Origin of the sequence: Acinetobacter sp. YH12134, from assembly GCF_013418555.1 — a bacterium.
Taxonomy (GTDB): domain Bacteria; phylum Pseudomonadota; class Gammaproteobacteria; order Pseudomonadales; family Moraxellaceae; genus Acinetobacter; species Acinetobacter indicus.
In genome coordinates this window covers 1-26043 of record NZ_VPBT01000011.1, presented here as the reverse complement: position 1 = coordinate 26043, position 26043 = coordinate 1, and the positions used below count along the sequence as shown (strand labels likewise).

The window sequence follows — 26043 nt, the reverse complement described above, 5'->3', positions numbered from 1 at the left end:
ATTGCAGCCATTTTTGCAATTGTATCTAAAGCTACAAACTGCAACACAAGACCGCTATAAATCCCGTCGAAATGTTACAGAACGTAATTTTAATTCCATGCTTGAATCAGCTCCTTGAAAAAATGCGCAAAAAATCATCTCGGATGGATGAACGCTTACAGACAAAGGATGGGCATATGAGTCAACTGAATCCCACATTAATTACCTTTATATTTTATATCGTGGCCATGATCGGTATCGGGCTGTATGCCTACAAGGCCACCACAGATTTCTCGGATTATATTCTTGGGGGCCGCAGTCTGGGCAGCGTGGTGACTGCGCTTTCTGCCGGCGCATCGGATATGAGCGGCTGGCTACTGATGGGTTTACCCGGTGCAATCTATCTGGCCGGATTATCTGAAGCCTGGATCGCCATCGGCCTGATTATTGGTGCATGGTTAAACTGGCTTCTGGTCGCCGGGCGTTTGCGGGTTCATACCGAAGTACAAAACAATGCCCTGACCCTGCCGGATTATTTCACTAGCCGTTTTGGCGACCGCAAGAAAATTCTGCGCGTCAGTTCAGCACTGGTGATTCTGGTATTTTTCGCGATTTACTGTGCATCCGGCATGGTGGCCGGTGCGCGTTTATTTGAAAGCCTGTTTGGCTGGTCCTATACCACGGCGCTGTGGATTGGCGCGATTGCCACCATCAGCTATGTCTGTATTGGCGGCTTCCTGGCAATTAGCTGGACCGATACCTTCCAGGCCGGGCTAATGATTTTTGCCCTGCTGATTACTCCCATCATGACCTATCTGGCACTGGGTGATCATAGCCAGCAGATTGGTCTGTTACTGGAAACTGCGCGCCCACATGCCACGCAGATGCTGTCCGGTTTAAGTTTTATTGCTATTTTATCTTCTTTGGCATGGGGCTTAGGCTATTTTGGACAACCGCATATTCTGGTGCGGTTTATGGCAGCCGATTCGGTTAAAACCATTCCGGCGGCGCGTAAAATTGGTATGAGCTGGATGATTCTCTGTCTGGGCGGTGCAGTCGGTGCCGGTTTCATTGCCATTGCCTATTTCCAGCAATTTCCAGAACTGGCGGCTGTGGTGAATCAGAATCCGGAAACCGTGTTTATGGAGCTGACTAAAATCCTGTTTAATCCGTGGATTGCCGGGATTATTCTGGCCGCCATTCTAGCCGCGGTCATGAGTACACTCAGCTGCCAGTTACTGGTCTGCTCCAGTACCTTAACTGAAGATTTATACAAGGCTTTTTTACGCAAAAATGCCTCACAAAAAGAACTGGTCTGGGTCGGCCGTTTTATGGTGCTGTTGATTGCAATGCTGGCAATCTGGCTGGCCAGCAATCCATCGAGTAAAGTCCTGGGGCTGGTGGCCTATGCCTGGGCCGGATTTGGCGCGGCTTTTGGTCCTCTCATTATTCTGTCGCTGTTCTGGAAACGCATGACCCTGAAAGGCGCGATTGCCGGGATGCTAGTCGGTGCGATGACCGTGATTGTCTGGAAAAATGTCATGGCCGATACCGGACTCTATGAAATTATTCCCGGCTTTATTCTGGCCAGCCTGAGTATTGTAATAGTCAGTCTGCTCGACCGGACACCAAGTACAGAGGTGATTGAACGCTTTGAACAGTCAGATGCCGAGTACAAAAAAGCCATGCAGGAAATGAACAGCTAGCACAGCAATCTACCGAATTGATTGATCATCCATAAAAAAAGGAGCTTCGGCTCCTTTTGGGTTTTAATGGAAAATACAGACAAAGATGACGGTTTATTTGGCCTTGTGCTGATATTTCAGTTTCAATTGCGAGCTTTCCTTAATCACTTCCATCACCGGATAACTGCGGGTTTCTTTCACCCCCGGCAACTGCCATAAAATTTGCCCGGAAATCTTGCGGAATTCTTCCATATTGGCGCAGCGGATTTTGACTACAAAATCGAAACCACCACTAATCATGTGACATTCCACAATTTCCGGATGCTGCAAAATCGCATCTGAAAATTCCTCCAGTACATTCGGCGTGGTTTTATCCAGCAGAATTTCCACAAATACCACAAAACTGCTATTCAGCAACTCCGGATTCAGCTTGGCTTCATAGCCCAAAATAAAGCCATCTTTACTCAGTTTCTGTACCCGCGCCAGCGCAGCAGTTGGCGATAAATTGACGGCTTCTGCCAGTTTAATATTTGAAATCCGGCCATCTTTTTGCAGAATATCCAGAATTTTAATGTCAGTGCGATCCAGGCTCATCATTCCATTCATAATCCGTATTTATCTCTAAAAATAACAAAAATTATAGTGAGTTATTTGGCATATTTTCTGTGATCATAAATTATATAAGGTACACCGTTCAACTAAAATATATCGTCACAGGATGTTGGCATGAACATGATGGACAGCGAAACCCATTTCGACGACGCAAAACCGCATTTGGATTACATCACTGAATTCAAAGAAAAAAATGAGGCAGAAATTGCCATTAATACGGCATGGCGTCGCCCTGAAAGTGAATGTGTCAGCCATTTACTCGAGCACAGTGAAATTCCTGATGCACTGAACAGCCAGATTTATGAGCTGGCTTTTCAGCTGGCCCACTCCCTGCGTGAACGTAAAAATTCCAGCGGCAAAGCCGGTCTGGTGCAAGGCCTGTTGCAAGAGTTCTCCCTCTCTTCACAAGAAGGCATCGCCCTGATGTGTCTGGCCGAAGCGCTATTACGTATTCCTGATACCGCAACCCGTGATCTGCTGATCCGCGACAAGATAAACCAGGGCAACTGGAAAGAGCATTTAGGTCAAAGTAACCTGATGTTTGTAAATGCTGCGGCCTGGGGCTTAATGCTGACCGGCAAGCTGATGGAAACCCCGAAACAGAACAGCTTAAGCGGTATTCTGACTGGCCTGCTGGCGCGCAGTGGCCGTGGTATTATCCGTAAAGCGGTAGATGTGGCGATGCGGATGATGGGCGAGCAGTTTGTCACCGGCGAAACCATTAGCGAAGCCCTGCAACACGCCAAACCTTTAGAAGAAAAAGGTTTCCGTTATTCTTATGACATGCTCGGTGAAGCAGCCCTGACCGAACACGATGCAGAGCGTTATTTTGATGACTATCAAAATGCCATTCACGCCATTGGCCAGGCCTCTAAAGATAAAGATGTTTATACCGGCCCGGGGATTTCGATCAAGCTCTCTGCCCTGCATCCACGTTATCAGCGTGCTCAAATTGACCGCGTGCATACCGAACTGTATGACAAGGTGCTGCAACTGGCGGTGCTGGCCAAAGACTATAATATTGGCCTGAATATTGATGCCGAAGAATCTGAACGACTGGAAATGTCTTTAGAGTTGCTGGAGCGTCTGTGTTTTGAACCGGCACTGGATAACTGGAAAGGCATTGGCTTTGTGATTCAGGCCTACCAGAAACGCTGCTTCTATGTGGTAGATTATGTGGTCGATCTGGCCAAACGCAGCCAGAAACGCCTGATGATCCGTCTGGTGAAAGGCGCCTATTGGGACAGCGAAATCAAGAAAGCGCAAATTGATGGCATGTCGGATTATCCAGTGTTTACCCGTAAAGTGCATACCGATCTGTCCTATATTGCCTGTGCGAAAAAATTACTGGCGGCACCGGAACAGATTTATCCGCAGTTTGCGACTCACAATGCCCAGACGCTGGCCACGATTTATCATCTGGCCGATCCGGCGCGTTACTACGCTGGCCAATACGAATTCCAATGCCTGCATGGCATGGGCGAGCCATTATATGAAAATGTGGTCGGCTCGAAACAGCAGCAGAAGCTCGGCGTGCCGTGCCGTATTTATGCGCCGGTCGGTAACCATGAAACCCTGCTGGCCTATCTGGTACGTCGTTTGCTGGAAAATGGTGCCAATACCTCTTTCGTCAACCGTATTGCCGATAAGACCCTGAACATTGAAGATCTGATCGAAAATCCACATCAGACTATTTTAGCCACGGCTCAACAGGAACAGAAAGTCGGCCAGAAACATCCGGCGATTCCCTTACCGCATGAGTTATATGGCGAGCAGCGCGACAACTCTGCCGGCCTGGACTTAGCCAATGATCAGGACTTGGCGGCATTAAATACAACCGCGCAGAGTTTGCATCAGCATCAATGGACTGCCCAGCCGATGGGTGAAGGCTTAACCATCCAAGACAGTGCCGATGTACACGCGATTTTAAACCCGGCTCAGCATCAGGATATTGTTGGTCATGTACAGGAAGCCACAGCAGCACAAGTCAATCAGGCGCTGGGAAATGCCGTACAGGCACAAGCCGTCTGGGCCAATATTTCCAAACATGAACGCGCACAATGTCTGGAACGTGCTGCCGATTTAATGCAGGCACGCCTGCAACCGCTCATGCTGCTCCTCTGCCGCGAAAGTGGCAAGACCTATGGCAATGCCATTGCCGAAGTGCGTGAAGCAATTGATTTCCTGCGCTACTATGCCGCGCAAATGCGTGATCTGGACATCAATACCCAGATCATTCCGCTAGGGCCGGTGCTATGTATCAGCCCGTGGAATTTCCCGCTGGCGATTTTTAGCGGCCAGATTGCCGCAGCGCTGGTGGCTGGCAATACCGTTCTGGCCAAACCGGCCGAGCAGACCCCACTGATTGCAGCACAAGCGGTGCAGATTTTATGGGATGCTGGCATTCCGCAAAATGTACTGCAACTGCTGCCTGGACGCGGTGAAACGGTCGGTGCGCAGCTGAGTCAGGATGAACGGATTCAGGGCATTATGTTTACCGGCTCGACTGAAGTCGCCAAAATCCTGAATCAGACCGTGGCCAAACGTTTAAGCCAGACCGGTAGTGCCATTCCACTGATTGCGGAAACTGGCGGACAAAACGCCATGATTGTTGATTCTTCAGCCCTGACCGAACAGGTGATTCTGGATGCGGTCAGCTCTGCTTACGACAGTGCCGGTCAGCGCTGCTCGGCCCTGCGAATTTTATGTGTGCAGGAAGATAATGCCGACACGGTGCTGACCATGCTCAAAGGTGCCATGCAGCAGTTACGCGTGGGTAATCCTTATGTGCTAAAAACCGACATTGGTCCGGTGATTGACCTGGAAGCGCAGAACAATATTGAGCGTCATATTGAAAAAATGCGCATTAAGGGCTATCCAGTGCATCAGTTGATGTGGAATAAGCAAAGCGATGCAAGCTTGCAACACGGCACTTTTGTACCACCAACGCTGATTGAACTGCCGCATCTGGATGATCTGGAGCGCGAAGTGTTTGGCCCGGTACTGCATGTGATTCGCTACCGTTATGGACAGCTTGATCAACTGCTGGCGCAAATCAATGCCAAAGGTTATGGCCTGACCATGGGCTTGCATACCCGTATTGATGAAACCATTCATAGCGTGATTGCCCAAGCCGAGGTCGGCAACCTGTATATCAACCGTAATATTGTCGGTGCTGTGGTCGGGGTGCAACCTTTTGGCGGCGAAGGCCTGTCCGGGACTGGACCTAAGGCCGGTGGACCGCTGTATCTCTACCGCTTAATGCAATACTGCTCGCAGAAAAAGCTGGCTCAACCATTTGCGGCGCAGGCTCAGCATCCAGCAGCAATGCCTGCCCTGTATAACCAATTGGTGGACTGGGTACAGGCTGAGTTCCCGCAGCAGCTGATTCAGCTACCGGAAAAAATTGCCACGGGTCAGAGTTTTAACCTGACTGGCCCAACCGGTGAAAGTAACCAGTATACGATTTTGCCCCACCATGCCGTGCTATCCCTGGCCGAACAGGAGCTGGATCAGATTCATCAGTTACTGGCAATTTTTGCAGTCGGCAGTCAGCCGGTGGTTCTGGCAGAAAACCGCTTCATGCTGAAATATCTGCCGAAAATGCCGCCAGAGATTGCCCAGCGGATTCGCGTGATCCCAGAGTTGCTGCATGGCGATTATGATGCAGTGCTGCATCATGGCAGCTCGGCGCAATTGCTGGAGTTACAGCAAACGGTAGCGCAGCGTGCCGGGGCAATTGTCGGCATCAGCCATCTCAAACCGAATGATCCGAAAATTCCGCTGGAACGTCTGGTGATTGAACGGGCCATCAGCATTAATACTGCTGCAGCTGGAGGGAACGCCAGCCTGATGACGCTGGATTAAAGCCACCCATTTTCATGGTGTTATTCCTCTTTGCCAAACCAACTCTCCCTGGTCTCTGTTGGTTTGGCTTTTTTTATCTTTGCTCTCGCAAGTGATGTATTTCCCGGCTTTAATCTGCCGATCTGTTGAGCTGAAGCTCGATTTCTTCCCTCACGCTACCGCAATTTAAGGTTTGCACAGAATATCTTTAGGCATCTGCCTGAAACTTTGTTACCATCCCCTGTTTCAATGGGTTTGTGATTTTTACTGCATATGACTTCATCTTATCAGCAACAACTTGATGCCAAAGTTGCACGTATTTCTGCACAGTTTGCCGAATTTAATCCTCCAGCGCTGGAGGTGTTTGCCTCGCCTGAACAGCATTTCCGTATGCGTGCAGAATTCCGGATTTGGCATACCGAAGATGACCTGTTTTATGCCATGTTTGAACGCGATGAGCAGCAGAACAAAAAAGTCATTCGAATTGATGAATTTCCAATTGCCGATGCCAGCATCAACCAGTTAATGCCGGTACTGCTGAATGCCTTAAAAGCAGAACCGCTGTTATCCAATCGCCTGTTTGAAGTGCATTTTCTGGCAACCTTAAAAGGTGAAATGCTAGTTTCACTGATTTATCGCTGTCCATTAACTGCAGAGTGGGAAGCGCTGGCCAAACAGCTGGCCGAGCAACTGCAGATTAAAATTATTGGCCGGAGCCGTGGCCAGAAACTGGTACTGAGCGATGAGTTTGTGGTGGAAGAACTGCAGGTCTTTGAACGCCAGTATCAATACAAACAGATTGAAAGCAGCTTTACCCAACCGAATGCGCGCGTTTGCCAGCACATGCTGGAATGGGCCTGTACGGCTGCCGGACACTCTAATCAGGACCTGTTAGAGCTGTACTGTGGTAATGGTAACTTTACCCTGCCACTGTCGACCCGTTTTAATCGCGTCTTAGCCACAGAACTGGCCAAATCTTCAGTCTATGCGGCGCAGTGGAATATTGAGCAGAACCAGATTGACAATATTCAGGTGGCGCGTTTATCTGCCGAAGAATTTACCCAGGCCTACAACGGCGAGCGTGAATTCCGCCGTTTGCAGGAAGCCGGCATTGAGATGTCCAGCTATCAGTTTGATACCGTGTTTGTAGACCCACCACGTGCCGGTATTGATGCCGAAACCTTAAAACTGTTGCAGCGTTTTGAGCGGATTATTTATATCTCCTGTAATCCGGATACGCTGCATGACAATTTGCAGACTTTGGCCAGCACCCACAAGATCACCCAATTTGCCCTGTTTGACCAATTCCCTTATACCCATCATGTGGAATCTGGTGTCTTACTGGAAAAGATCTAAAACAATTTGTTTCAAATTATATTATTCAGTCCGAAAAGGAAGATTTTTTAATCTTCCTTTTTTCTTATAAAAATAAGCAACTTAGTTATAATCAAGGCTTATAGCCATCATAATTACGTTTAAACTGTTACAAGCTATCGAAATTTCTAGAGTCTGTTTGCTGCTTTTATCACTTTAGTCGACTTGCATTAATTTTTAAATTGGCTATATTTCGAGCTATGTTAGGTTGCAAATGAAGGCTCTATGAGTTTTTGGCAAAAGCTGTTCGCTCAGGAACAGCAAAACGAGCATAAGAATCAGATTGCTTGTGTTGAAAATGATTGCTCTTGTAAGACAAATGAACAGCTTCTTGAAGCTTTAGCAAAAGCGACAGATGAAGATGTGATTATCGGTATTAAAAAGGTTCTCGCTTCGCGCGGCTATAGCCGTAAAGAGTTGAATGAACTTCAACATTTACCCCTGCAATAGCAGAGTCTGACCACAGAAAAAGGCATTTAGAATTTCTAGGTGCCTTTTTTATTGGTCTGATTTTAATCAGATTTCTTAGTTTTGAAATTTTTTTCATGTATACTCAAGGGCTTAGATCAGTCTTGATCGTATTTTTAATTCAATACATAACAATAAGGATACCGCTATGAATAACAAAATGATCGGCGCTCTTACCCTTCCACTGCTCTGCCTGGCCCTCACAGGCTGCGACCGTATGCCGGCAGAATGTGAAGAAGCCTGGGACAAGATGGACAGCTTGAGCACAAAAATGGGGCTTTCGGAAGAACAACGTCAATTCCAGAAAAAACAGTTTGAGGCCGGAATCAAAGAAATGTCGACTGAAGATGCCAAACGCCTCTGCAGCCAGCAAACCCAGACCCTGGGCATTATTGGCCAGTAGATTTTTCTGGCTCAGTCGCGCAGGCTGAACCATCAATATACGCCAGCATCGGGCCAACTGCGCGGTACTGGCGATGGCGTTTTAAGGCCGCAATATACACAGAAGATACTGAACCATCCAAGTACAGCGCATTCGGTGTCTTAAGCTGCTGCTGAAACAGCCGGGCAAAGTCATAAAAATTTATTGGCTGCTGGCTGATCACAAAATACAGGGTGGCGTCTTTCAGCCCAACGCCATTGCGGATTTTTCTGGAATCGGAATCCGGAATAAAGTTTGGGTTAATTTTTCCGTCAATCACCAGCATCGGACCAGATTGGGTGGCATATTTCGGTTGCACATTGGCCTGCTGATACTGCTGGGTGGTCATCAACAGTGGCTGCTTGTCCCAGGCCAGTACCCCATTCGGCTGAATCAGAAAATTGCCCCAGCCTTGGGTCTGGGTATTTAACTGGCTTACCCTCTTGCCCTCTTCAATATACAGCCCGACGGGTGCATAATCGGCATGGAACATCCCGGCATTCATGGCAAATTCCAGCTGCTGGCACGGTTGCAGATCATCCTGGAGCGCAGTGAAATAACGATAGGGCTGCTGTGCTGTATTCTTTAATACCAGCTTCAGCTGCGCCATTGATCGGATTTCCGTGACATCAAAATCACCCAGCCTATGTTTCAGCTGCCAGCTGTGGATTTGCGCCTGTGCCTGCGCCCAGTTTGCACTGCAAGCACTCAGCAGAATCAGCAGTTTTAACAGCGGCTTGGCCGTGACTTGCGCAAAGTACTGTCCTAACTTTTTCATTGCATCTGTTCCCTGTTCATCGTTGTATAATTCAGCCATTCGTGTCGCCACCCTGTCGATTCTTGTGTCAAGAAGCAGTACACTAGAGCTTTAAAATACATCTGTCACTTTACTAATGTCACAATGCTCAAGCAGAACACACGGTTCCCTTTAGGGGCGCATCTGATTGTCAAACATTTCGGCTATACCCACCACGGGATTTATGCTGGACGTGGTCGTGTCATTCATTATTCCGGTTTTGCACATTTATTTAAAAAACATCCGATTGAAATCACCAGCCTGGACAAGTTCAGTCATGGCAAACCGGTGCATGTGCAGCATTATGATCAACCCAAATATAAAGGCCGTAAAGTGGTGCGCCGGATGCGTTCACGGATGCATGAAAATAATTATCACCTGATTATCAATAACTGCGAACATTTATGCACCTGGGCCATTACCGGCGTGGAAAGCAGTCCGCAAGTCTTCCGGATGATGAACCGCTTAACCACCATTGGCTATGTCAGCTCCTTAATGAGCTACATGAACAGCATGATGCTGACCCTGACCACCACCTGTTTTGCCCTGGTACTGTATATTAAAAAGAAATTGCGCGATAAAGCCAAAATGCAGATGCCCACCCATCTGTTTTATAAACGCGATGAAAAGAAATAACTCACTGAATCATCTATAGATCAAACACTGTTGAGCATCTAAATACTTCCTTTTAACGTTTACTTTGCATGTTGAATACCGCATAAAAAAGCCCGCTGAGTCCAGCAGGCTTTTTCAATCATCTAGCAAAATGTGCTTTTATTTGCCCGGTTTGAAGCTGTCTTTTAAGTCCAGAATACGGTTAAACACTGGCGTTTCGCTGGAATGATCATACTGATCCGCCACGAAATAACCTTCACGTTCAAACTGGAAACGATCTTCTGCTTGCGCTTGCGCTAAAGCCGGCTCAATAACCGCTTGTACCACTTTCAATGAGTCCGGATTCAGATTCGCCAGGAAGTCATCGCCGACTTCTGGGTCAGATTCGGTGAACAGACGGTCGTAAATACGCACTTCAGCTTTCACGCCTTTAGTGGCAGATACCCAGTGAATCACGCCTTTTACTTTACGGCCTTCCGGATTCTTACCTAAAGTTTCAGGGTCGATTGAACATTTCAGCTCAATAATTTCACCCTTGTCATCTTTAATGATTTCGTCGCACTTGATCACATAAGCATGACGTAAACGCACTTCACCGCCCGGAATCAGACGTTTAAAGCCTTTCGGTGGCTCTTCTTCGAAATCTTTACGGTCAATATAGATTTCAGAGGTTAGCGGAATGACACGCTCGCCCATATCTACGTTTGGATGACGCGAATGAGTCAGATCCATTTCTGCTGGCAGATTGGTTAACGTCACTTTTAATGGATTCAGCACGGCCATACCACGCGCTGCGGTATTTTCTAGCGACTGACGGATGCAGTATTCCAGCATTGCCACATCGACAATCCCGTCAGACTTCGACACACCAACGCGCTTACAGAAATCACGCAAGCCTTCCGGAGTAAAGCCACGACGACGCATACCCACTACAGTTGGCATACGCGGGTCGTCCCAACCCTTAACAAAACCACCTTCCACCAGACGGCGCAGCTTACGCTTTGAGGTAATGGTGTAATCGACATTTAAACGGCTGGATTCATACTGACGTGGTACCGCTGGTGATTTTACCTTTTCCACCACCCAGTCATAGAACGGACGGTGATCTTGGAATTCAAGCGTACACAGTGAATGAGTAATGCCTTCAATCGCATCGGATAATGGATGCGCATAGTCGTACATTGGGTACATTTTCCATTTGTCACCAGTCTGGTGATGCTCGGAATGCAGCACGCGATACAAAATTGGGTCACGCATATGTACGTTTGGCGATGCCATATCAATTTTGGCACGTAATACCGCCTGGCCTTCGCCCAGCTCACCATTACGCATCTGTTCAAAACGCGCCAGGTTGTCTTCTACAGACGCATCACGGTACGGTGAGTTTTTACCCGGCTCGACAAATGAACCACGATTCAGCTTGATTTCTTCAGGAGTTTCCAAATCGACATAGGCATCACCCTGTTCAATTAACTGCACCGCCCAGCTATACAACTGGTCAAAATAGCTCGACGCATAGCGTGGCTCGCCATTCCAGTTAAAGCCCAACCATTTCACGTCGTTGGCAATACCATCTACATATTCTTGTTCTTCGGCATCCGGGTTAGTATCGTCAAAACGTAAGTTACATAAACCGTTAAATTCTTCGGCAATCCCGAAATTCAGGCAAATTGCTTTCACGTGACCAATATGTAAGTAACCGTTCGGTTCTGGTGGGAAACGTGTGATCACTTTTTCAATACGGCCTGCTGCCAGATCATCGGTAATGACCTGACGTACAAAATCTAAGCCCGGCTGTTGTTCTTGCTGCGCAGCATCGACAGAGGCATGGTTACTTGGTGTCGGGGTGTTAGGCAGAGATGAAACAGCATCATTCGGCTTCATAGTTAATAAATCACTTCTAGATAAAAATTTAGGATAATTAAAACGCTATTCCCACTTTTTAACAAAGAAAATAACGTTTTTACTTGCCTTGTAGTTTACAGTTTGCTTATGCTTCTCTCAACCAAAAAACCCATGGCTTTTTTGTCCATGATTAGGAGATAACACAATGAGTTTTCCTCAAGTCGAATTAAACACCAACAAAGGTCGTATTGTTCTTGAGCTTAACACTGAAAAAGCACCTAAAACTGCTGAGAACTTCCTTCAATACGTTCGTGACGGTTTCTATGATGGCGTAATTTTCCACCGTGTCATCGATGGTTTCATGATTCAAGGCGGCGGCTTTGATGAAAACTTCAAAGAAAAAGCAACCCGTGATTCAATCGAAAACGAAGCAGACAATGGTCTGAGCAATGACGAAGGTACCATCGCAATGGCGCGTACCCAGGCTCCGCACTCTGCATCTGCTCAATTCTTCATTAACGTGAAAAACAACTCCTTCCTGAACCACACGGGCAAAACTGCACAAGGTTGGGGTTATGCCGTATTTGGTAAAGTGGTTGAAGGTATGGACGTAGTTGCTGAAATCAAAGGCGTACGTACAGGCAACCGTGGTTACCACGCTGATGTTCCACTAGAAAATGTGGTGATTGAATCTGCCAAGATCATTTCTGAATAAGAATCCCTTCCAACTCCCTTTATTTAAAGGCGTTGGGAGATTCCAAGGAAAAGATTGTGACCTATCTGTTTATATCAGATTTACATTTGTCACCTGATCACCCTCGACTCGTTCGGGGGTTTTTAGATTTATTACGTGCTTATCAGGATCAAAACACCCAGCTGTATATTTTAGGCGACTGGTTCAATGCCTGGATTGGCGATGACTACACCGCCCCTTGGCTGGATGAAATTGTCAGCGCTTTAAAACAGTTTAATGCCGCAGGCAATCAGCTGTATTTTCAGGTCGGTAACCGTGATTTCGCGCTGCATGAGGTTTTTTTACAGCAGTTTAACGGGCAATTATTACCCGAAATTGACACCCTTACTATTGGCCAGACCCGCTATCGTCTGGAACATGGCGATGCCTTGTGCACCGATGATGTATCCTATCAGCGCTTTAAAAAAGTTATTCGCCATCCGCTCGTGCTGCGTTTGTTAAGAAAAACTCCGTTGTCCTTTCGCAGCAAGCTGGCCAACGGTTTTCGCAAACAAAGCCGCGCTTCTAAAGAAGTTAAATCGTATGAAGTGATGGATGTGAATCCGGCTGCGGTAACGCAGGCTTTGGCCGAGGTGGATGTGCTGATTCATGGTCATACTCACCGACCGGCCATCCATGAGCTGAATGGCAAAAAAAGGATTGTGCTGGGGGACTGGCGTGCACATGAGGCACTGATTCTGGAAATTGATCCCGAACAGCCTACCAGTCACCTGCAACTGAAACGCTGGACCTATTAAGCAGCAGGTGGATGACTATAAATCCCCACCTCCTGCATCATCTGTCAGGTTAATAATGACCGCTTAATACCCCCCTTCAGGTTTTACCCAGCTCGCTCCGGTTTTATATTTGGCCAGCAGCTCACGCAAGGAATTCATTAATACGCTGGTATCGACACCGACAGCGACAAATTCGGTACCCAGTTCAATATATTTTTGCGTCACGTCATGTTGAGTCGATAAAATCCCGGCGGCTTTGCCCGAAGCGCGAATTCGTTGAATTGCATCAACCACTGCGTTTTGCACGTCAGGATGATTCGGATTGCCTTCATAACCCATGGTGGCAGATAAATCTACTGCACCAATAAATACCCCATCAATGCCCTCTACTTTTAAGATGTCATCCAGATTTTCCAGCCCTGTGACTGACTCAATCTGAATCAGCAAGCAGATGTTTTCATGTGCAGTGGCATAATAATCCGGAATACTGTTCCAGCGTGTGGCACGCGCCAAAGCCGCACCCACGCCGCGAATCCCTTCCGGTGGATAACGCACCGCTTTAACCATCAGTTCGGCCTGCTCCACGGTTTCCACCATCGGAATCAATAAGGTTTGTGCGCCAATATCCAGCAACTGTTTAATAAGCTGCACACTGCCAATTGGCGGACGGACCACCGCCTGTGACGGATAGGCCGCAATACTTTGCAGCTGAGCCAGTGTGGTTCTTAAATCACTAGGCGCATGTTCCCCATCAATCAGCAACCAGTCATAACCGGCATTGGCCGCAATTTCAGTGCCATAGGCATCGGCCAGACCGACCCATAAACCAATCTGCTGCTGGGTTTTTAATTTATGTTTAAAGTGATTACGATAGTCCATCAACAGGCTCGCTATAGTCCACACCTGTCTCCATTAAATGCCGATTTTTAAAAATTGCCAATATTCAAAACCACTGTTGTGATTTGATTTAACACTTAATCGGGCAATAACTGAAAATACGATGAGCATATTTTAAGGTTAATTTTGACAATAAAATTGCAGCGAATATGCCATCAAAGCCATCAAAATGGCGTATGATGCTGAAGGTTCAGCCTTTCTCAATTTATCCTTATTGCTGGAGTATCTTTATGGATTTGCTCGACGTCGTACGCAGCCGCTATACCACCAAAGCCTATGATCCTGCAAAAAAAATTCCTCAAGAGCAGTTTGAACGCTTTCTCGAAATTCTCCGTTTTACCCCCTCTTCTATTAATATCCAGCCTTGGCATTTCTTTATTGCCGAGCATGATGCAGCCAAGCAGCGCATTGCCAAAGCCCTGGTCGGGAAATATGCCTACAATGCGCCTAAAGTCTTAGATTCTTCTCACACCATTTTGTTCTGTACCAAAGCCGATATTAGCGATGAACATCTGGACAATTTGTTGCAGCAAGATGATGTCAGCGGCCGTTTTAAAGATGCCAGCGCCAAGCAGGGCCAGAAAGACAGCCGTAGCGGATATGTGGATTATTACCGCAATGAAAAAGGTGATATTCAGCGCTGGGCCGAAAACCAGACCTTTATTGCCTTGGGTCAGATGTTACTGGCTGCCGGTATTGAAGGTGTAGATGCCACCCCGATTGGCGGCTTTAATGAACAGATTCTGACGGAAGAACTAGAATTACAGGACAAGGGTTTAATTCCATCGGTGCTGCTGACCTTGGGCTATCGCAGTGAGCAGGACTTTAATGCTAAACTTCCCAAGTCACGCCTGAATAAAGATGAAATTTTCACCAAATTGTAAGAACTACATTACATAATACAGGGACGAAAGTCCCTGATTTCGGCCTGATTTTTGCTTTCCCTTTCACAACACAATAATAATAGACCGGAGAAGAAAGATGTCTATCCTTGCCCAGCTCCCAATGAAGTTTGAATGTCGTCAATGCAATAAACTGTATTTGCATCAATATCAGCAGGAAAAACGCCATTATCCTCATTGTCCGAGCTGCCAGAAAGCCGGTCTGTTACTGGGCATTGCCGAACTTCAGGACCTGATCAAACATCCGCTGATTTTTGCTGCCAGCTTCATCAAATTCAAGCCGTCATCGCATAAGCTAAACACATCACACTAATGATGCCCAGCCCCAGCCCAATGGCGGTGCTGGGTTTTAATTTTTCTTTAAAGAACAGCAAACCGCTGATTACCCCTAAAATTACCACCAGAATATTCATGCCGGCAAATACAACCGCCGGTGAATCTTTTAAAGCCATATGCGCCTTGACATAAAACGCGATATTGGCAAAATTCAGCATCCCCAAAATTAAGCCGGCCACTATATTTTTGCCACTGCCCCAGCTTTTGTGCTGAATCAGAATATACCCCAACGATAAAATAAAGGCGCAGATGAACATCAGGTTCAGTACCAGCGCAAACTGCAAGCCTAAACCGGTGGTATATTTCAGTAACACATCAATTAGTGCATAACCGACCCAGACCAAAGCCAAATACAGCATACCCGCCTGGGCGGACGATGCACCGCCACGATGCGAATATAAAATACACAGTACCGCTGCAATCCCCAACGCAATCCCGACAATTTTCAGGCTATTAAACTGTTCCTGGAAAATAAAATAGGCCGCAGTTAAAGACAGCACCACCGACAGCCGCTGGGCAATTTCGGTTTTTAAAATTCCGGCACTTTGTAATGCTTTGGCTAAAAACAGGAATACGCTTGGCAATAATACCCCTAAAGCCAGAATCAGCAGCCACGGCGTGTCGGTGAGGGACAGCTGTTGTACATTAGGCTGAAACCACCAAAAACACAGCACACTGGCCGAGGCATAATTCCAGCTGATCATCTGCAAAGGTGAATAGCCGCGGTTCTTTGCGACTTTCAAGAGAATCGACACCACCACACTACAAATGGCCGCTGCTAAAATCAGTTCCATGATCTACTCTTATTTATATGCATTATGTGATCTGCTCTGCTGCACTATAGCGGCTCAGATACAGAAAAGCCCACGCAATGTGGGCTTTTTTTATAAATACTTCACCAGGAATTATTTATAACGATCTACCATTTTCTCTAAAGAAATTGGACGGATCTTGTCGGCATTGCCCGCAGTACCAAACGCTTCATAACGTGCAACACAAATATCTTTCATTGCATCGACCGTTTTAGCGAAGAATTTACGTGGGTCAAACTCGCTTGGTTTTTCAGCCATGAAGCGACGCATTGCACCAGTAGAGGCCAGACGCAAGTCGGTGTCGATGTTAATTTTACGTACACCGTGCTTAATCGCTTCAACCAGCTGCTCAACAGGTACACCATAAGTTTCCTTGATGTCACCGCCATACTGGTTAATGACTGCCAGCCATTCTTGTGGCACAGAACTTGAACCGTGCATCACCAGATGCGTATTTGGCAGCGCCGCATGAATTTCTTTAATACGGTCAATCGCCAGAATATCGCCTGTAGGTGGACGGGTGAATTTGTATGCACCGTGTGAAGTACCCACTGCAATTGCCAGTGCGTCTACATTGGTGTCTGCTACGAAAGAACGTGCTTCTTCAACTGAAGTCAGCAATTGAGAGTGATCCAGTACACCTTCTGCACCGACACCATCTTCTTCGCCGGCCATACCTGTTTCAAGGCTGCCCAGACAACCGATTTCACCTTCAACAGAAACGCCACATGCGTGCGCCATTTGTACCACACGACGGGTCACATCTACGTTGTATTCATATGAGGTTGGGGTTTTACCATCTTCACCCAGTGAACCATCCATCATGACTGATGAGAAGCCCAGCTGGATAGAACGTTGACAGACGTCAGGACTGGTACCGTGATCCTGGTGCATCACCACCGGAATGTGTGGCCATTCTTCAATTGCAGCCAAAATAAGATGACGTAAGAATGGTGCGCCTGCGTACTTACGGGCACCTGCAGATGCCTGTACAATTACAGGTGAATTCGTCGCATCTGCGGCCAACATGATTGCGCGCATTTGTTCTAAGTTGTTTACGTTAAACGCTGGTACGCCGTATCCGTGTTCACCGGCGTGATCCAATAGCTGGCGCATTGAAATAAGAGCCATAATATCCTCCCAGGTAATGCTGCATATTCTACATGGGGATTTGTTTCAATTCAGCAACAAAACGTCGTATTTAAAAAAAATCCCTGCCAATGCAGGGACTTTTATACAAATTACTACAATTTGTGGGACTTTTAGAATTATTGCGCTTCAGATGCTGGTGCTGCTGCGCTGTCTGGGGTTGCGGCATCTGCTGGTGCATTGGCCACTTCTTCAGGCACATCGGTATTGTTTTCATCCAGTACTGGCTGATCAATTGCATCAATCGCCGCTTGCTGTTCTGCAGAAATTTGCTCTGACGCTACAGCTGCTGATGCATCTGCAGTGGTCGCTGTTGCATTGTCGTCTTTTTTAGCACATGCAGTGAAAGCTAAAGATGCAGCAAGTAACGCGGCAAGAGTTAATTTTTGGTTCATCAGAATATCCTACAACCCGGTGATTTTTGATCATAATATTTCAGAAACATGACAGTTTTATGACTAAAAAATGAAGTGCATAAAAAAGGCTGACCGAGGTCAACCTTTTGTCATCTTGCAAGCGTGTGCCAATTAAGCACGTTCTAGCAATACGGCAACTGCTGGTAAGGTCTTGCCTTCTACAAACTCAAGGAAAGCACCGCCACCAGTTGAGATATAACCGATTTTGTCTGCAACCTCATATTTGTCGATGGCAGCCAAGGTGTCACCGCCACCTGCAATTGAGAAGCCTTCTGATTCGGCAATCGCTAAAGACAGGGCTTTGGTGCCTTCACCGAACTGATCCACTTCGAATACGCCAACTGGGCCATTCCAGAGAATCGTTTTAGAAGTTTTCAAGATCTCAGCAAATACTTTTGCCGTTTCTGGACCGACATCCAGAATCATGTCGTTGTCTGCCACATCTTCTACTTTTTTCACGGTTGCTTTGGCAGCCGCCAGTGAACCCAAGAAGTCATCAAAGTTGATTTCAGATGCATCTGCAACTACCACGTCCGTTGGAAGTGGTACAGATACTTTGGCAGCAATGGCTTTGGCTGTGTCGATCAAATCATTTTCACACAGTGATTTACCCACGTTGTAACCCGCAGCTGCCAGGAAAGTATTGGCAATACCACCACCCACAATCAACTGGTCGCAAATGTCAGACAGTGATGTCAATACATCCAGCTTGGTGGATACTTTAGAGCCGGCAACAATGGCCACCATTGGTTTTTCTGGTGTTTGCAGTGCACGGCCCAAGGCATCCAGTTCAGCAGCCAGTAAAGGACCTGCTGCGGCAACTTTGGCAAGACGCGCAACACCTTCAGTTGAGGCTTCTGCACGGTGCGCAGTACCAAATGCATCCATTACGAATACATCACACAGCGCTGCATATTTTGCTGCCAGCTCAGGATTGTTTTTCTTTTCACCCACGTTAAAGCGGCAGTTTTCAAGTAACACCACTTGACCTGCTTCTACCTCTACACCATCCAGGTAGTCAGTCAATAATTTGACTTCCTGGCCCAGTGCTTCGGTCAGGTAAGCTGCGACAGGCGCAAGTGATTGTTCAGCTTTAGGTTCACCTTCAACAGGACGACCCAGGTGAGAATACACCATTACGGCTGCGCCTTTTTCCAAAGCCGCTTTAATTGTCGGTAAGGCAGCACGTAAACGCGCATCGCTGGTAATCACACCATTTTTCACCGGCACGTTTAAGTCTTCGCGGATCAGAACACGCTTTTGTGCCAGGTCGAGGTCAGTCATACGCTGAAAATTCATGTATAGCTCACTTTTTAGATATTAAAATCGCCAAGATTCTAAATGATTATGCAGAAAAAGGTTAGCTTCTTTTGCAGAAAAGCTAACGATTGCCAAAGTTTTGTTATGATAGGAAAAAAACAGACCTGATAATTTTTATGCCTATGTCTATACATCCAGATCCAACCCTGAACCGTTTAAATGTTTTAGGCGAGCCTTTGGCCAGCTGCTGTTTTGACCCGATTACCGGCTATTTTCGTAATGGCTTTTGCCATACGGCGCCCACGGATCTGGGCCAGCACACTGTTTGTGCACAAATGACCTCGGAATTTCTGAACTTTTCCCAGAAAATTGGCAATGACCTGATCACACCGTTGCCTGAAGTCGAATTTCCGGGCTTAAAACCGGGTGATTTCTGGTGTATTTGTGTGACCCGCTGGGTTGAAGCCTATCAGGCCGGTAAAGCACCACCCGTAAAAATTCAGGCCTGCCATCAGGCGGTACTGTCTTACGTTCCCTTAGATATTTTGATGGAATATGCTGTCTAATGAAGCGTCCGATTATTCTGGCGTCCAGCAGCCAGACCCGTAAAGAGCTGATGGACCGTTTAAAGCTCGACTATCAGTGTATGACACCCGACATTGATGAATCACCGCAAGGTGAAAACCATGCCGATGATCTGGCCAAACGGCTGGCTTTTGAAAAAGCCCAGAGTATTGCCGAGCAATATCCTGAAGCCATTGTGATTGGCTCCGATCAGGTGGCGTGGCGTGAAGGTGCGCCCGATATTTTTATTGGTAAACCGTTAAGCCCGGAAAAAGCCATTCGCCAGCTGCAGGCCAACTCGGACAAAATTGTCTACTTTAGTACCGCATTAAGCGTACAGCAAAAATCCAGCGGTTTTGAACAGACCCTTGTCGAACACTACAAAGTCAAATTCCGTAAACTGAGTCTGGATGAAATCGAGCGCTATGTGGCACTGGAACAGCCGCTGCATTGTGCCGGCAGTTTTAAATGCGAAAGTCTGGGGATTAGCCTGTTTGAACAGATGATTGGCCAGGACCAGACCACCTTGATGGGTATGCCAATGATTCAGCTGTGCCAGATTCTCCGCCAGCTTAATCTGCAGATTCCCTAAACACGGTAATGCAATACCCAAAATGATCAGGTGCCTGTCCTGATCATTTTTTTCGCCATCTTTTCCCTTCTGCCACTTTTCTAAATTTCCTCAAGATGAAGTTCATCACTTGCACCACCGCACAACTCAAGGGACAATAACAGCTAAATTTATGTTGTAGTTATTTGACATGTCTCAACCTTTAGACGTTTTAGGCGGAATCACCGCTGAACAATTCCTTGCCGAATATTGGCAAAAAAAACCGCTGCTGGTGCGTAATGCTCTGCCTGAAATTGCCAATATTCTTGAGCCGAGTGATGTCATGGATCTGGCACTGGACGAAAATATCAGCGCCCGCTTAATCAAGCAGAAAGATCGTGATCCCAACCAGTGGTCCGTAAAATCTTCACCGCTATTAAAAGCTGATTTCCAGAAAATGCCAAAGCTGTGGACGCTGCTGGTCCAAGCGGTAGATCACTACTCTTTTGATCTGGCGGAACTGTGGAAAAAATTCCCGTTTATTCCGCAGTGGCGCCGTGATGACATTATGGTGTCGTACGCACCAAAAGGCGGTTCGGTCGGCAAACACTTCGACTTCTATGATGTATTTCTGGTGCAGGGCTATGGTCATCGCCGCTGGCAACTGGGCCAGATGTGTGATGCCGAAACCGAATTTGTTCCAGGCCAGCCGCTGAAATTACTGCCAGAAATGGACGTCAATTTTGATGAAGTGCTGGCACCAGGTGACCTGCTTTACGTACCACCAGGTTTATCGCACTATGGCGTGGCCGAAGATGACTGCCTGACCTTCTCTTTCGGTTTCCGTATGCCAAATATCAGCGACATGATGGATCGCGTCAGTGACAAGTTTTCTGACAACCAGTTGCTAAAAAATCCGTTGCAAGATCTGATCCGCGACCAGATCAGCCCGATTGGACAAATTACCCAGCCGGAACTGGAATATTTAAAAGCCGAATTGCTGGCACAACTGCACAACTCGACCGTGTTGGAAGATGCCATCATGAGCCTGATGTCAGAGCCAAAATATCCAGACAATATTCCAGAAGCAGAAGAAATTGGTACTGGCGATCTGGAAGATGCGCTGGATCAAGGCTATCAACTGATTTTAGAACCGGCTTCACGCCTGCTCTATACCGAAGAAGATGGCGAGTTGCTGTTCTGGGCCAATGGTGAAGGTTTGTATATTTCGGATGAGTTTGCGCCGCTACTCAAGCAGATTGCTGATGGTGAACTCGTCGAGCTGAATGAAGACCTGTACCATGAAGACATTCTGGAAGATGTGGCTCAGTTACTCAATGATTCTGTACTGATGCTGCTACCAGCTGAAGATACAGAAGATGAGGCCGAATAAGGGCTTAATCCTGAGGTGATACCACTAAAATCGCCTTGATTAAGGTATAACCGGGTGTAGAGTTCACCTTTAACTCTGCACCTATCCGCGCCAGACGCAGCTTCATACTGCGTACGCCAATACTCATCCCATGATCGAGCACTCCATGGGTATCAAAACCAATTCCATCATCCTGAATACTTAAACATAAAGTCTGTTCATCGGGAAAATCCAGCGTCACTTGCACATGCTTGGCCTGACTGTGCTTCACCACATTGGTCAGACTTTCTTCCAGCACCCGCATCAGGTTCAGACATTGCAGCGGTGTCGGTTGCACTACCCATTCACTGGCAATGTTCCAGGTGGCCCGCATCTCAACTTCATCCATGAGCTGGCTGAACCGATGTCGCACCGGCGCAATCCACAACACCGGCGTTTCCGGCACTTTGGCACCAATTGAGGAACCACTGTCAATAATTTGCCGCAAATCATCACGTAGCAATTTCAAGATCGACAGAAACTGGCGGTTACTCATGGGCTGCTCGCTCTGGTCGACCATAATCATCGAGCGTACCAGCGAAGCACCCAAGCCATCATGCAAATCATGCGAAAGATGAATCCGCTCCTGCAAACGCACATTTTCCAATTCCAGATAATGCTTTTCCGACATGCTCTGTTTTAAGTCTTCACGAACCTCAAACACGCGATATTCAAGTTGCTGGTTAAACTGCTCAATTTTCTGCATGCTTTTGGTGGTGCGAATCCCGAGAATTAAGGCAATAAACAGCGTCACCACCGGTGAGGTATACGGCGATAAGGGCTTTAAATCGGTATCAAACGGTGCAGCCAAAAGTGCAATATCTAAAGCGGCAAAGATAATAATCAGGCTTAAACAGATCACCAGCAGGATATTTTCCACCCGCGGCACGCGGAAGGTTAAACGCAGCAGATACAGGAAAACCCCGAAAAATAACAGGCTATAGCCTAAAAATACCAGCCCGAAAACGGTTTGTGCATAATCGAGTGGCGTTACGAAAATGCCCATAATCACCGCCACCGAACAGATAAAAGCGGTTTCTTCCAGTATCGGAAATTTTTTATCCACAAAACGTAGCAAATAGACAATGAACGACAGAATATACAGCACAAAAAAGGCGATATTGGCCTGTGCCGCTATCAGCGTATTCGGGAAGGGATAGGTTTCTGTACTAATAATATTGGAGACGAATAACAGCCACAGCAAACAGCTTAAGGCAAACCAGCCATAACTGACTTCTTTACGCCGAAACAGCCAGATCACCAGACACAGTACGCCCAGGGTTGCCGATAAAATCGCATTAATCACAAATAAGGTACGGCGATCCCAGATCTGTTGCTGATATTCCGTATAACTGTTATAGACATTCTGGAAGGAAACATCACCGAGACCGGCGGATTGAAAGGCATAGCCTCGCACATACACTAAAATTTCATTCTGGTCGGGACGCAGGCCGCTAATCGGTAAAATCCAGTAGCGTGGCATATTCCAGCTTTTGGAGAGTGGTTCTTCCAGATGCCGGTTTGACCAGATTAAATCGCGGTTTAAAAACACCGCACCCGCACTGTTTAAATAATTAATAGAAAATACAATCGACTGATCCAGCACGGCCGGTTCCTGACAGGACCAGTTCCAGACAATTTTGTACCACACCCCGCCGTTATAATCCGGCCAGCGCTCGTTCCAGCGATCAGGCAAAGTCACAGGTTGCCATCCTGTATGTGGATGGCTATGAATATCCGGTGTCTGTACGGTGCTGACCGACTGAATATTAACCTGACAATACGGGTCTATGGCATAGCTTTGCTCTGCATACGCACTCGATAGACAAAGATAAAGACAACAGCCGCACCAAAACTGGAGCAATCTGTAGATCATAAAATGCCTAATGAGCGCGCTGTACTGACTGCCTTGGTGCGTTTACTCACCGAGAGCTTGCGATAAATATGCTTGATATGACTTTCTACGGTATACCGCGACACAAACAGCTGCTCGGCAATTTCCCGATTACTCAGGCCCTGCGCGACCAGATTTAGAATTTCATGTTCACGGTTGGTCAGCTGTTCAATATCTTCATCGGGCTGTTTAAACGGCTTGGCAATTTCCTGTGGTTTCTGTACTGAAATCTGCGACAGTATTTCCCGGGCAATAAAGGGATCAATCGGTGCGCCGCCTCTTAAAATACTGCGAATGGCCATGATCACTTCAGTATCGTCGCGTTCTTTTAACACATAACCGGTAGCGCCCGCCTGAATGGCCGAAAACAGGCTGTTTTGCGTACTCCAGGCCGAAATCACCAAAATTAGTACATTGCTGTCTTTGGCCCGAAGCTGTTCAATCAGTTCAATCCCATTGCCATCTGGCAACCCCAAATCGACCAGTGCCAAAGACACCGGCTGTTCTTCAATTTTCTGTAATGCTGCTTTTAAATGGCTAACAAAAATCAGCATGTCATTGCTGTAGCCCATTTCAAGGAGGATATGTCTGAGGCGTGACTGAATCATGGGTTCATCTTCCACAATCAGCACAGGGGCCGGTAATATTGATTCTGTAATGTCCACTGTCTTCCCCGATCTTTTAACTTTCAATATAGCGATATTATTAAACGGTTCTCTATCCCTAGAATTAAGGAATTTCAGAGTGTTAGCACTGTTATTTTTATGATTTCAGCATAGCAGCTATTTTTTAATTTTTATAGATTTTATTGCTCATTTTTAAGCTGTGCTAAAGCCCTTGCCAAATTTCACAAATCATTACTTGTATGCCCTATTCAGAATCTGCACAGTAATACAAGATTGAATTCGCAATGGAAAAATCATAACAATGCCAAGTCCAGCCCAAGCCATTCGCCATAAACTTTTAAATACGTTCTTCTCCCGACACTCGGTCTGGTTTGCCTGTATTTTAATTGCGCTGGGCATTACATGGCTTAGGCTATTTTATGAGCCACATTATATTTATTATTTTCTGTCCGATGGTGTAATTAATTCACTCTGGCTAATCACCACGCTGCTGAGTCTGGTCGGTCTGTATGATGTCATTCAGACCAAGCATTCCATTCTGAAAAACTACCCGATTATGGGGCATTTCCGGTTTATTTTTGAAGATTTCCGCCCCGAAATTCGCCAGTATTTTATTGAAGCCGATCAGGATGCCCAGCCTTTTTCCCGCATGCAGCGCAGTCTGGTCTATCAACGTGCCAAAAATGAAAATGCCGATAAACCTTTTGGTTCGATTTTGGATGTGTACGAAGCCGACTACCGTTTTATTGTGCATTCCTTGCGCCCCTGCCCACCGGCTGATCCGAAAACCTTTCGGATTCATATTGGCAATGAACAATGCAGCCAGCCTTATAGCGCGTCAATTTTAAATATTTCTGCCATGAGTTTTGGCAGCCTGAGTGCCAATGCCATCCGTGCCTTAAATAAAGGTGCCAAACTCGGTGGCTTTTATCATGACACCGGTGAAGGCAGCCTTAGCCCGTATCATCTGGAATATGGTGGCGATATTGTCTGGCAAATTGCCAGTGGCTACTTTGGTTGCCGCACCGCAGAAGGTTTATTTGATCCGGAAAAATTTGCCCGTCAGGCCGGTAATCCGAATATCAAGATGATTGAGCTCAAACTCTCTCAAGGTGCCAAACCGGGTCATGGCGGTATTTTGCCAAAACATAAAATTTCAGAAGAAATCTCGCAGATTCGTGGCGTGCCGCGTGACCGCGATTGTGTATCGCCCTCGCGCCATCCAAGCTTTAGCACCCCAATTGAAATGCTGCAGTTTTTACAGCAGTTACGCGATTTATCGGGCGGTAAACCGGTGGGCTTTAAACTGTGTATTGGTCAGCCCTGGCAATTTATGAGTATCGTCAAAGCCATGCTGGTGACCAAAATTGTGCCTGACTTTATTGTGGTGGATGGCTCGGAAGGCGGTACCGGTGCCTCCCCGATTGAGTTTAGTGACTATATTGGTACGCCGCTGCGTGAAGGCTTACTATTTGTGCATAACACTTTGGTTGGCGCGGGCCTGCGCAGTAAAATCAAGCTCGGGGCCAGTGGTAAAATTATTAGTGCCTTTGATATTGCCAGTACCTTTGCCTTAGGCGCAGACTGGGTCAATTCCGCTCGCGGTTTTATGTTTGCCGTTGGCTGTATTCAGGCACAAAGCTGTCATACCAACCAATGTCCGGTCGGTGTCGCCACCCAAGATAAAGACCGTCAAAAAGCACTGCATGTACCCTCCAAAGCAGAACGGGTCTACAACTTCCATAAAAATACCATGCATGCCCTGTCGGAAATGATTGCGGCAGCCGGTTTAAAACACCCGGCCGACATTCGTGCCCATCATCTGGCGCAGCGGATTAACGACCGGGAAATTAAAAACTATGCCCAGCTGCATTTCTGGTTGAAAGAAGGCGAATTACTGAGCTGTGAAAATAAAGATGAAGAAAACTTTTATTTTCGCATGTGGAATTTGGCCAAAGCGGAAGAATTTTAAAAAAGAGGCTCAGGCCCATTGCTGTCCCACAATTTTTCACAAGAGGAAGCTCATTTGAGCTTCCTCTTGTTTTATGGGTATTTTATCGGGTGAAAATAAAGCTTTTAAAGTTCTTCTTTCAAACAAATTCACTTGAATTATTC

The 26043-nt window shown here is 46.8% G+C and carries 24 protein-coding genes; 14 read left to right on the top strand and 10 right to left on the bottom strand.

Going from position 1 to position 26043, the window contains the following annotated elements:
• The first annotated feature begins 176 nt into the window (after positions 1 to 176).
• Complete coding sequence (gene putP, locus FTU69_RS07955) at positions 177 to 1685, top strand: sodium/proline symporter PutP (protein WP_075166972.1); 1509 nt, start codon at positions 177 to 179, stop codon at positions 1683 to 1685.
• Between the two features lie 93 nt (positions 1686 to 1778).
• Here putP and FTU69_RS07950 read toward each other — a convergent pair whose 3' ends face one another.
• Positions 1779 to 2261, bottom strand: a complete 483-nt coding sequence (locus tag FTU69_RS07950) for an Lrp/AsnC ligand binding domain-containing protein (protein WP_005178547.1) — start codon at positions 2259 to 2261, stop codon at positions 1779 to 1781.
• A gap of 129 nt (positions 2262 to 2390) precedes the next feature.
• On the opposite strand from FTU69_RS07950, the gene putA reads away from it, so the two are divergent.
• The 4 genes from putA (at position 2391) to FTU69_RS07930 (ending at position 8367) form a co-directional block, all read left to right on the top strand.
• A complete protein-coding gene (putA, locus tag FTU69_RS07945; RefSeq protein WP_180103704.1) occupies positions 2391 to 6143 on the top strand; it encodes a trifunctional transcriptional regulator/proline dehydrogenase/L-glutamate gamma-semialdehyde dehydrogenase in 3753 nt (1250 codons plus the stop codon).
• Positions 6144 to 6395: 252 nt separating this feature from the next.
• The gene (gene trmA / locus FTU69_RS07940; protein WP_023274414.1) at positions 6396 to 7478 is read left to right on the top strand and encodes a tRNA (uridine(54)-C5)-methyltransferase TrmA; all 1083 of its coding nucleotides are present in this window, start codon (positions 6396 to 6398) and stop codon (positions 7476 to 7478) included.
• Positions 7479 to 7721: 243 nt separating this feature from the next.
• Entirely contained in the window at positions 7722 to 7946 is a 225-nt protein-coding gene (locus tag FTU69_RS07935; RefSeq protein WP_005178553.1) for a hypothetical protein, read from the top strand.
• 166 nt (positions 7947 to 8112) lie between these two features.
• Complete coding sequence (locus FTU69_RS07930; protein WP_045795440.1) at positions 8113 to 8367, top strand: hypothetical protein; 255 nt, start codon at positions 8113 to 8115, stop codon at positions 8365 to 8367.
• Here the strand turns inward: FTU69_RS07930 and FTU69_RS07925 are convergent.
• Positions 8354 to 9202, bottom strand: coding sequence for a phosphodiester glycosidase family protein (locus FTU69_RS07925; RefSeq protein ID WP_180103703.1), 849 nt, complete (start codon positions 9200 to 9202; stop codon positions 8354 to 8356). The two genes, FTU69_RS07930 and FTU69_RS07925, sit on opposite strands and share 14 nt — an antisense overlap.
• Positions 9203 to 9286: 84 nt before the next feature.
• Here FTU69_RS07925 and FTU69_RS07920 point away from each other — a divergent pair, with 84 nt between their 5' ends.
• Positions 9287 to 9817 carry a lecithin retinol acyltransferase family protein gene (locus FTU69_RS07920; protein WP_005178558.1) on the top strand — a complete coding sequence of 177 codons (531 nt, stop codon included), beginning with the start codon at positions 9287 to 9289 and terminating at the stop codon, positions 9815 to 9817.
• 138 nt (positions 9818 to 9955) lie between these two features.
• Here FTU69_RS07920 and FTU69_RS07915 read toward each other — a convergent pair whose 3' ends face one another.
• A complete protein-coding gene (locus tag FTU69_RS07915; RefSeq protein ID WP_180103702.1) occupies positions 9956 to 11680 on the bottom strand; it encodes a glutamine--tRNA ligase/YqeY domain fusion protein in 1725 nt (574 codons plus the stop codon).
• Between the two features lie 166 nt (positions 11681 to 11846).
• On the opposite strand from FTU69_RS07915, the gene FTU69_RS07910 reads away from it, so the two are divergent.
• Complete coding sequence (locus tag FTU69_RS07910) at positions 11847 to 12356, top strand: peptidylprolyl isomerase (RefSeq protein ID WP_005178561.1); 510 nt, start codon at positions 11847 to 11849, stop codon at positions 12354 to 12356.
• Positions 12357 to 12412: 56 nt separating this feature from the next.
• On the top strand, positions 12413 to 13132 hold the full coding sequence (locus FTU69_RS07905) for a UDP-2,3-diacylglucosamine diphosphatase (protein ID WP_127801443.1): 720 nt from the start codon (positions 12413 to 12415) through the stop codon (positions 13130 to 13132).
• Between the two features lie 63 nt (positions 13133 to 13195).
• On the opposite strand, the gene hpaI is transcribed toward FTU69_RS07905, so the two are convergent.
• Positions 13196 to 13990, bottom strand: a complete 795-nt coding sequence (gene hpaI, locus FTU69_RS07900) for a 4-hydroxy-2-oxoheptanedioate aldolase (protein WP_180103724.1) — start codon at positions 13988 to 13990, stop codon at positions 13196 to 13198.
• Between the two features lie 248 nt (positions 13991 to 14238).
• Here hpaI and nfsB point away from each other — a divergent pair, with 248 nt between their 5' ends.
• Entirely contained in the window at positions 14239 to 14892 is a 654-nt protein-coding gene (gene nfsB, locus FTU69_RS07895; RefSeq protein WP_005178567.1) for an oxygen-insensitive NAD(P)H nitroreductase, read from the top strand.
• Between the two features lie 97 nt (positions 14893 to 14989).
• On the top strand, positions 14990 to 15223 hold the full coding sequence (locus FTU69_RS07890; protein ID WP_005178570.1) for a hypothetical protein: 234 nt from the start codon (positions 14990 to 14992) through the stop codon (positions 15221 to 15223).
• Here the strand turns inward: FTU69_RS07890 and FTU69_RS07885 are convergent.
• From FTU69_RS07885 to FTU69_RS07870, 4 genes are all read right to left on the bottom strand, one after another.
• A complete protein-coding gene (locus tag FTU69_RS07885; RefSeq protein WP_180103701.1) occupies positions 15186 to 16040 on the bottom strand; it encodes a DMT family transporter in 855 nt (284 codons plus the stop codon). The genes FTU69_RS07890 and FTU69_RS07885 overlap by 38 nt on opposite strands.
• Before the next feature lie 111 nt (positions 16041 to 16151).
• Entirely contained in the window at positions 16152 to 17189 is a 1038-nt protein-coding gene (gene fba / locus FTU69_RS07880) for a class II fructose-bisphosphate aldolase (RefSeq protein ID WP_005178575.1), read from the bottom strand.
• 137 nt (positions 17190 to 17326) lie between these two features.
• Entirely contained in the window at positions 17327 to 17602 is a 276-nt protein-coding gene (locus tag FTU69_RS07875; protein WP_005178577.1) for a hypothetical protein, read from the bottom strand.
• Between the two features lie 132 nt (positions 17603 to 17734).
• Positions 17735 to 18922: a phosphoglycerate kinase gene (locus tag FTU69_RS07870; protein WP_127798862.1), complete on the bottom strand. Its 1188-nt coding sequence runs from the start codon at positions 18920 to 18922 to the stop codon at positions 17735 to 17737.
• Positions 18923 to 19065: 143 nt separating this feature from the next.
• Here FTU69_RS07870 and FTU69_RS07865 point away from each other — a divergent pair, with 143 nt between their 5' ends.
• The 3 genes from FTU69_RS07865 to FTU69_RS07855 all read left to right on the top strand — a co-directional run bounded on the left by FTU69_RS07865 (position 19066) and on the right by FTU69_RS07855 (position 21390).
• Positions 19066 to 19449 carry a DUF2237 family protein gene (locus tag FTU69_RS07865; RefSeq protein WP_034597805.1) on the top strand — a complete coding sequence of 128 codons (384 nt, stop codon included), beginning with the start codon at positions 19066 to 19068 and terminating at the stop codon, positions 19447 to 19449.
• Positions 19449 to 20039, top strand: coding sequence for a nucleoside triphosphate pyrophosphatase (locus FTU69_RS07860; protein ID WP_104500221.1), 591 nt, complete (start codon positions 19449 to 19451; stop codon positions 20037 to 20039). The genes FTU69_RS07865 and FTU69_RS07860 overlap by 1 nt, the downstream gene beginning before the upstream one ends.
• 169 nt (positions 20040 to 20208) lie before the next feature.
• On the top strand, positions 20209 to 21390 hold the full coding sequence (locus FTU69_RS07855) for a cupin domain-containing protein (RefSeq protein WP_180103700.1): 1182 nt from the start codon (positions 20209 to 20211) through the stop codon (positions 21388 to 21390).
• A gap of 4 nt (positions 21391 to 21394) precedes the next feature.
• On the opposite strand, the gene FTU69_RS07850 is transcribed toward FTU69_RS07855, so the two are convergent.
• Together FTU69_RS07850 and FTU69_RS07845 are read right to left on the bottom strand one after the other, a co-directional pair.
• Positions 21395 to 23284: a sensor histidine kinase gene (locus tag FTU69_RS07850; RefSeq protein ID WP_373685089.1), complete on the bottom strand. Its 1890-nt coding sequence runs from the start codon at positions 23282 to 23284 to the stop codon at positions 21395 to 21397.
• Entirely contained in the window at positions 23281 to 23967 is a 687-nt protein-coding gene (locus FTU69_RS07845; protein WP_180103699.1) for a response regulator transcription factor, read from the bottom strand. Before FTU69_RS07845 ends, FTU69_RS07850 begins: the two co-directional genes overlap by 4 nt.
• Before the next feature lie 262 nt (positions 23968 to 24229).
• Here FTU69_RS07845 and FTU69_RS07840 point away from each other — a divergent pair, with 262 nt between their 5' ends.
• Entirely contained in the window at positions 24230 to 25900 is a 1671-nt protein-coding gene (locus FTU69_RS07840) for an FMN-binding glutamate synthase family protein (RefSeq protein WP_005178590.1), read from the top strand.
• Positions 25901 to 26043 lie beyond the last annotated feature (143 nt).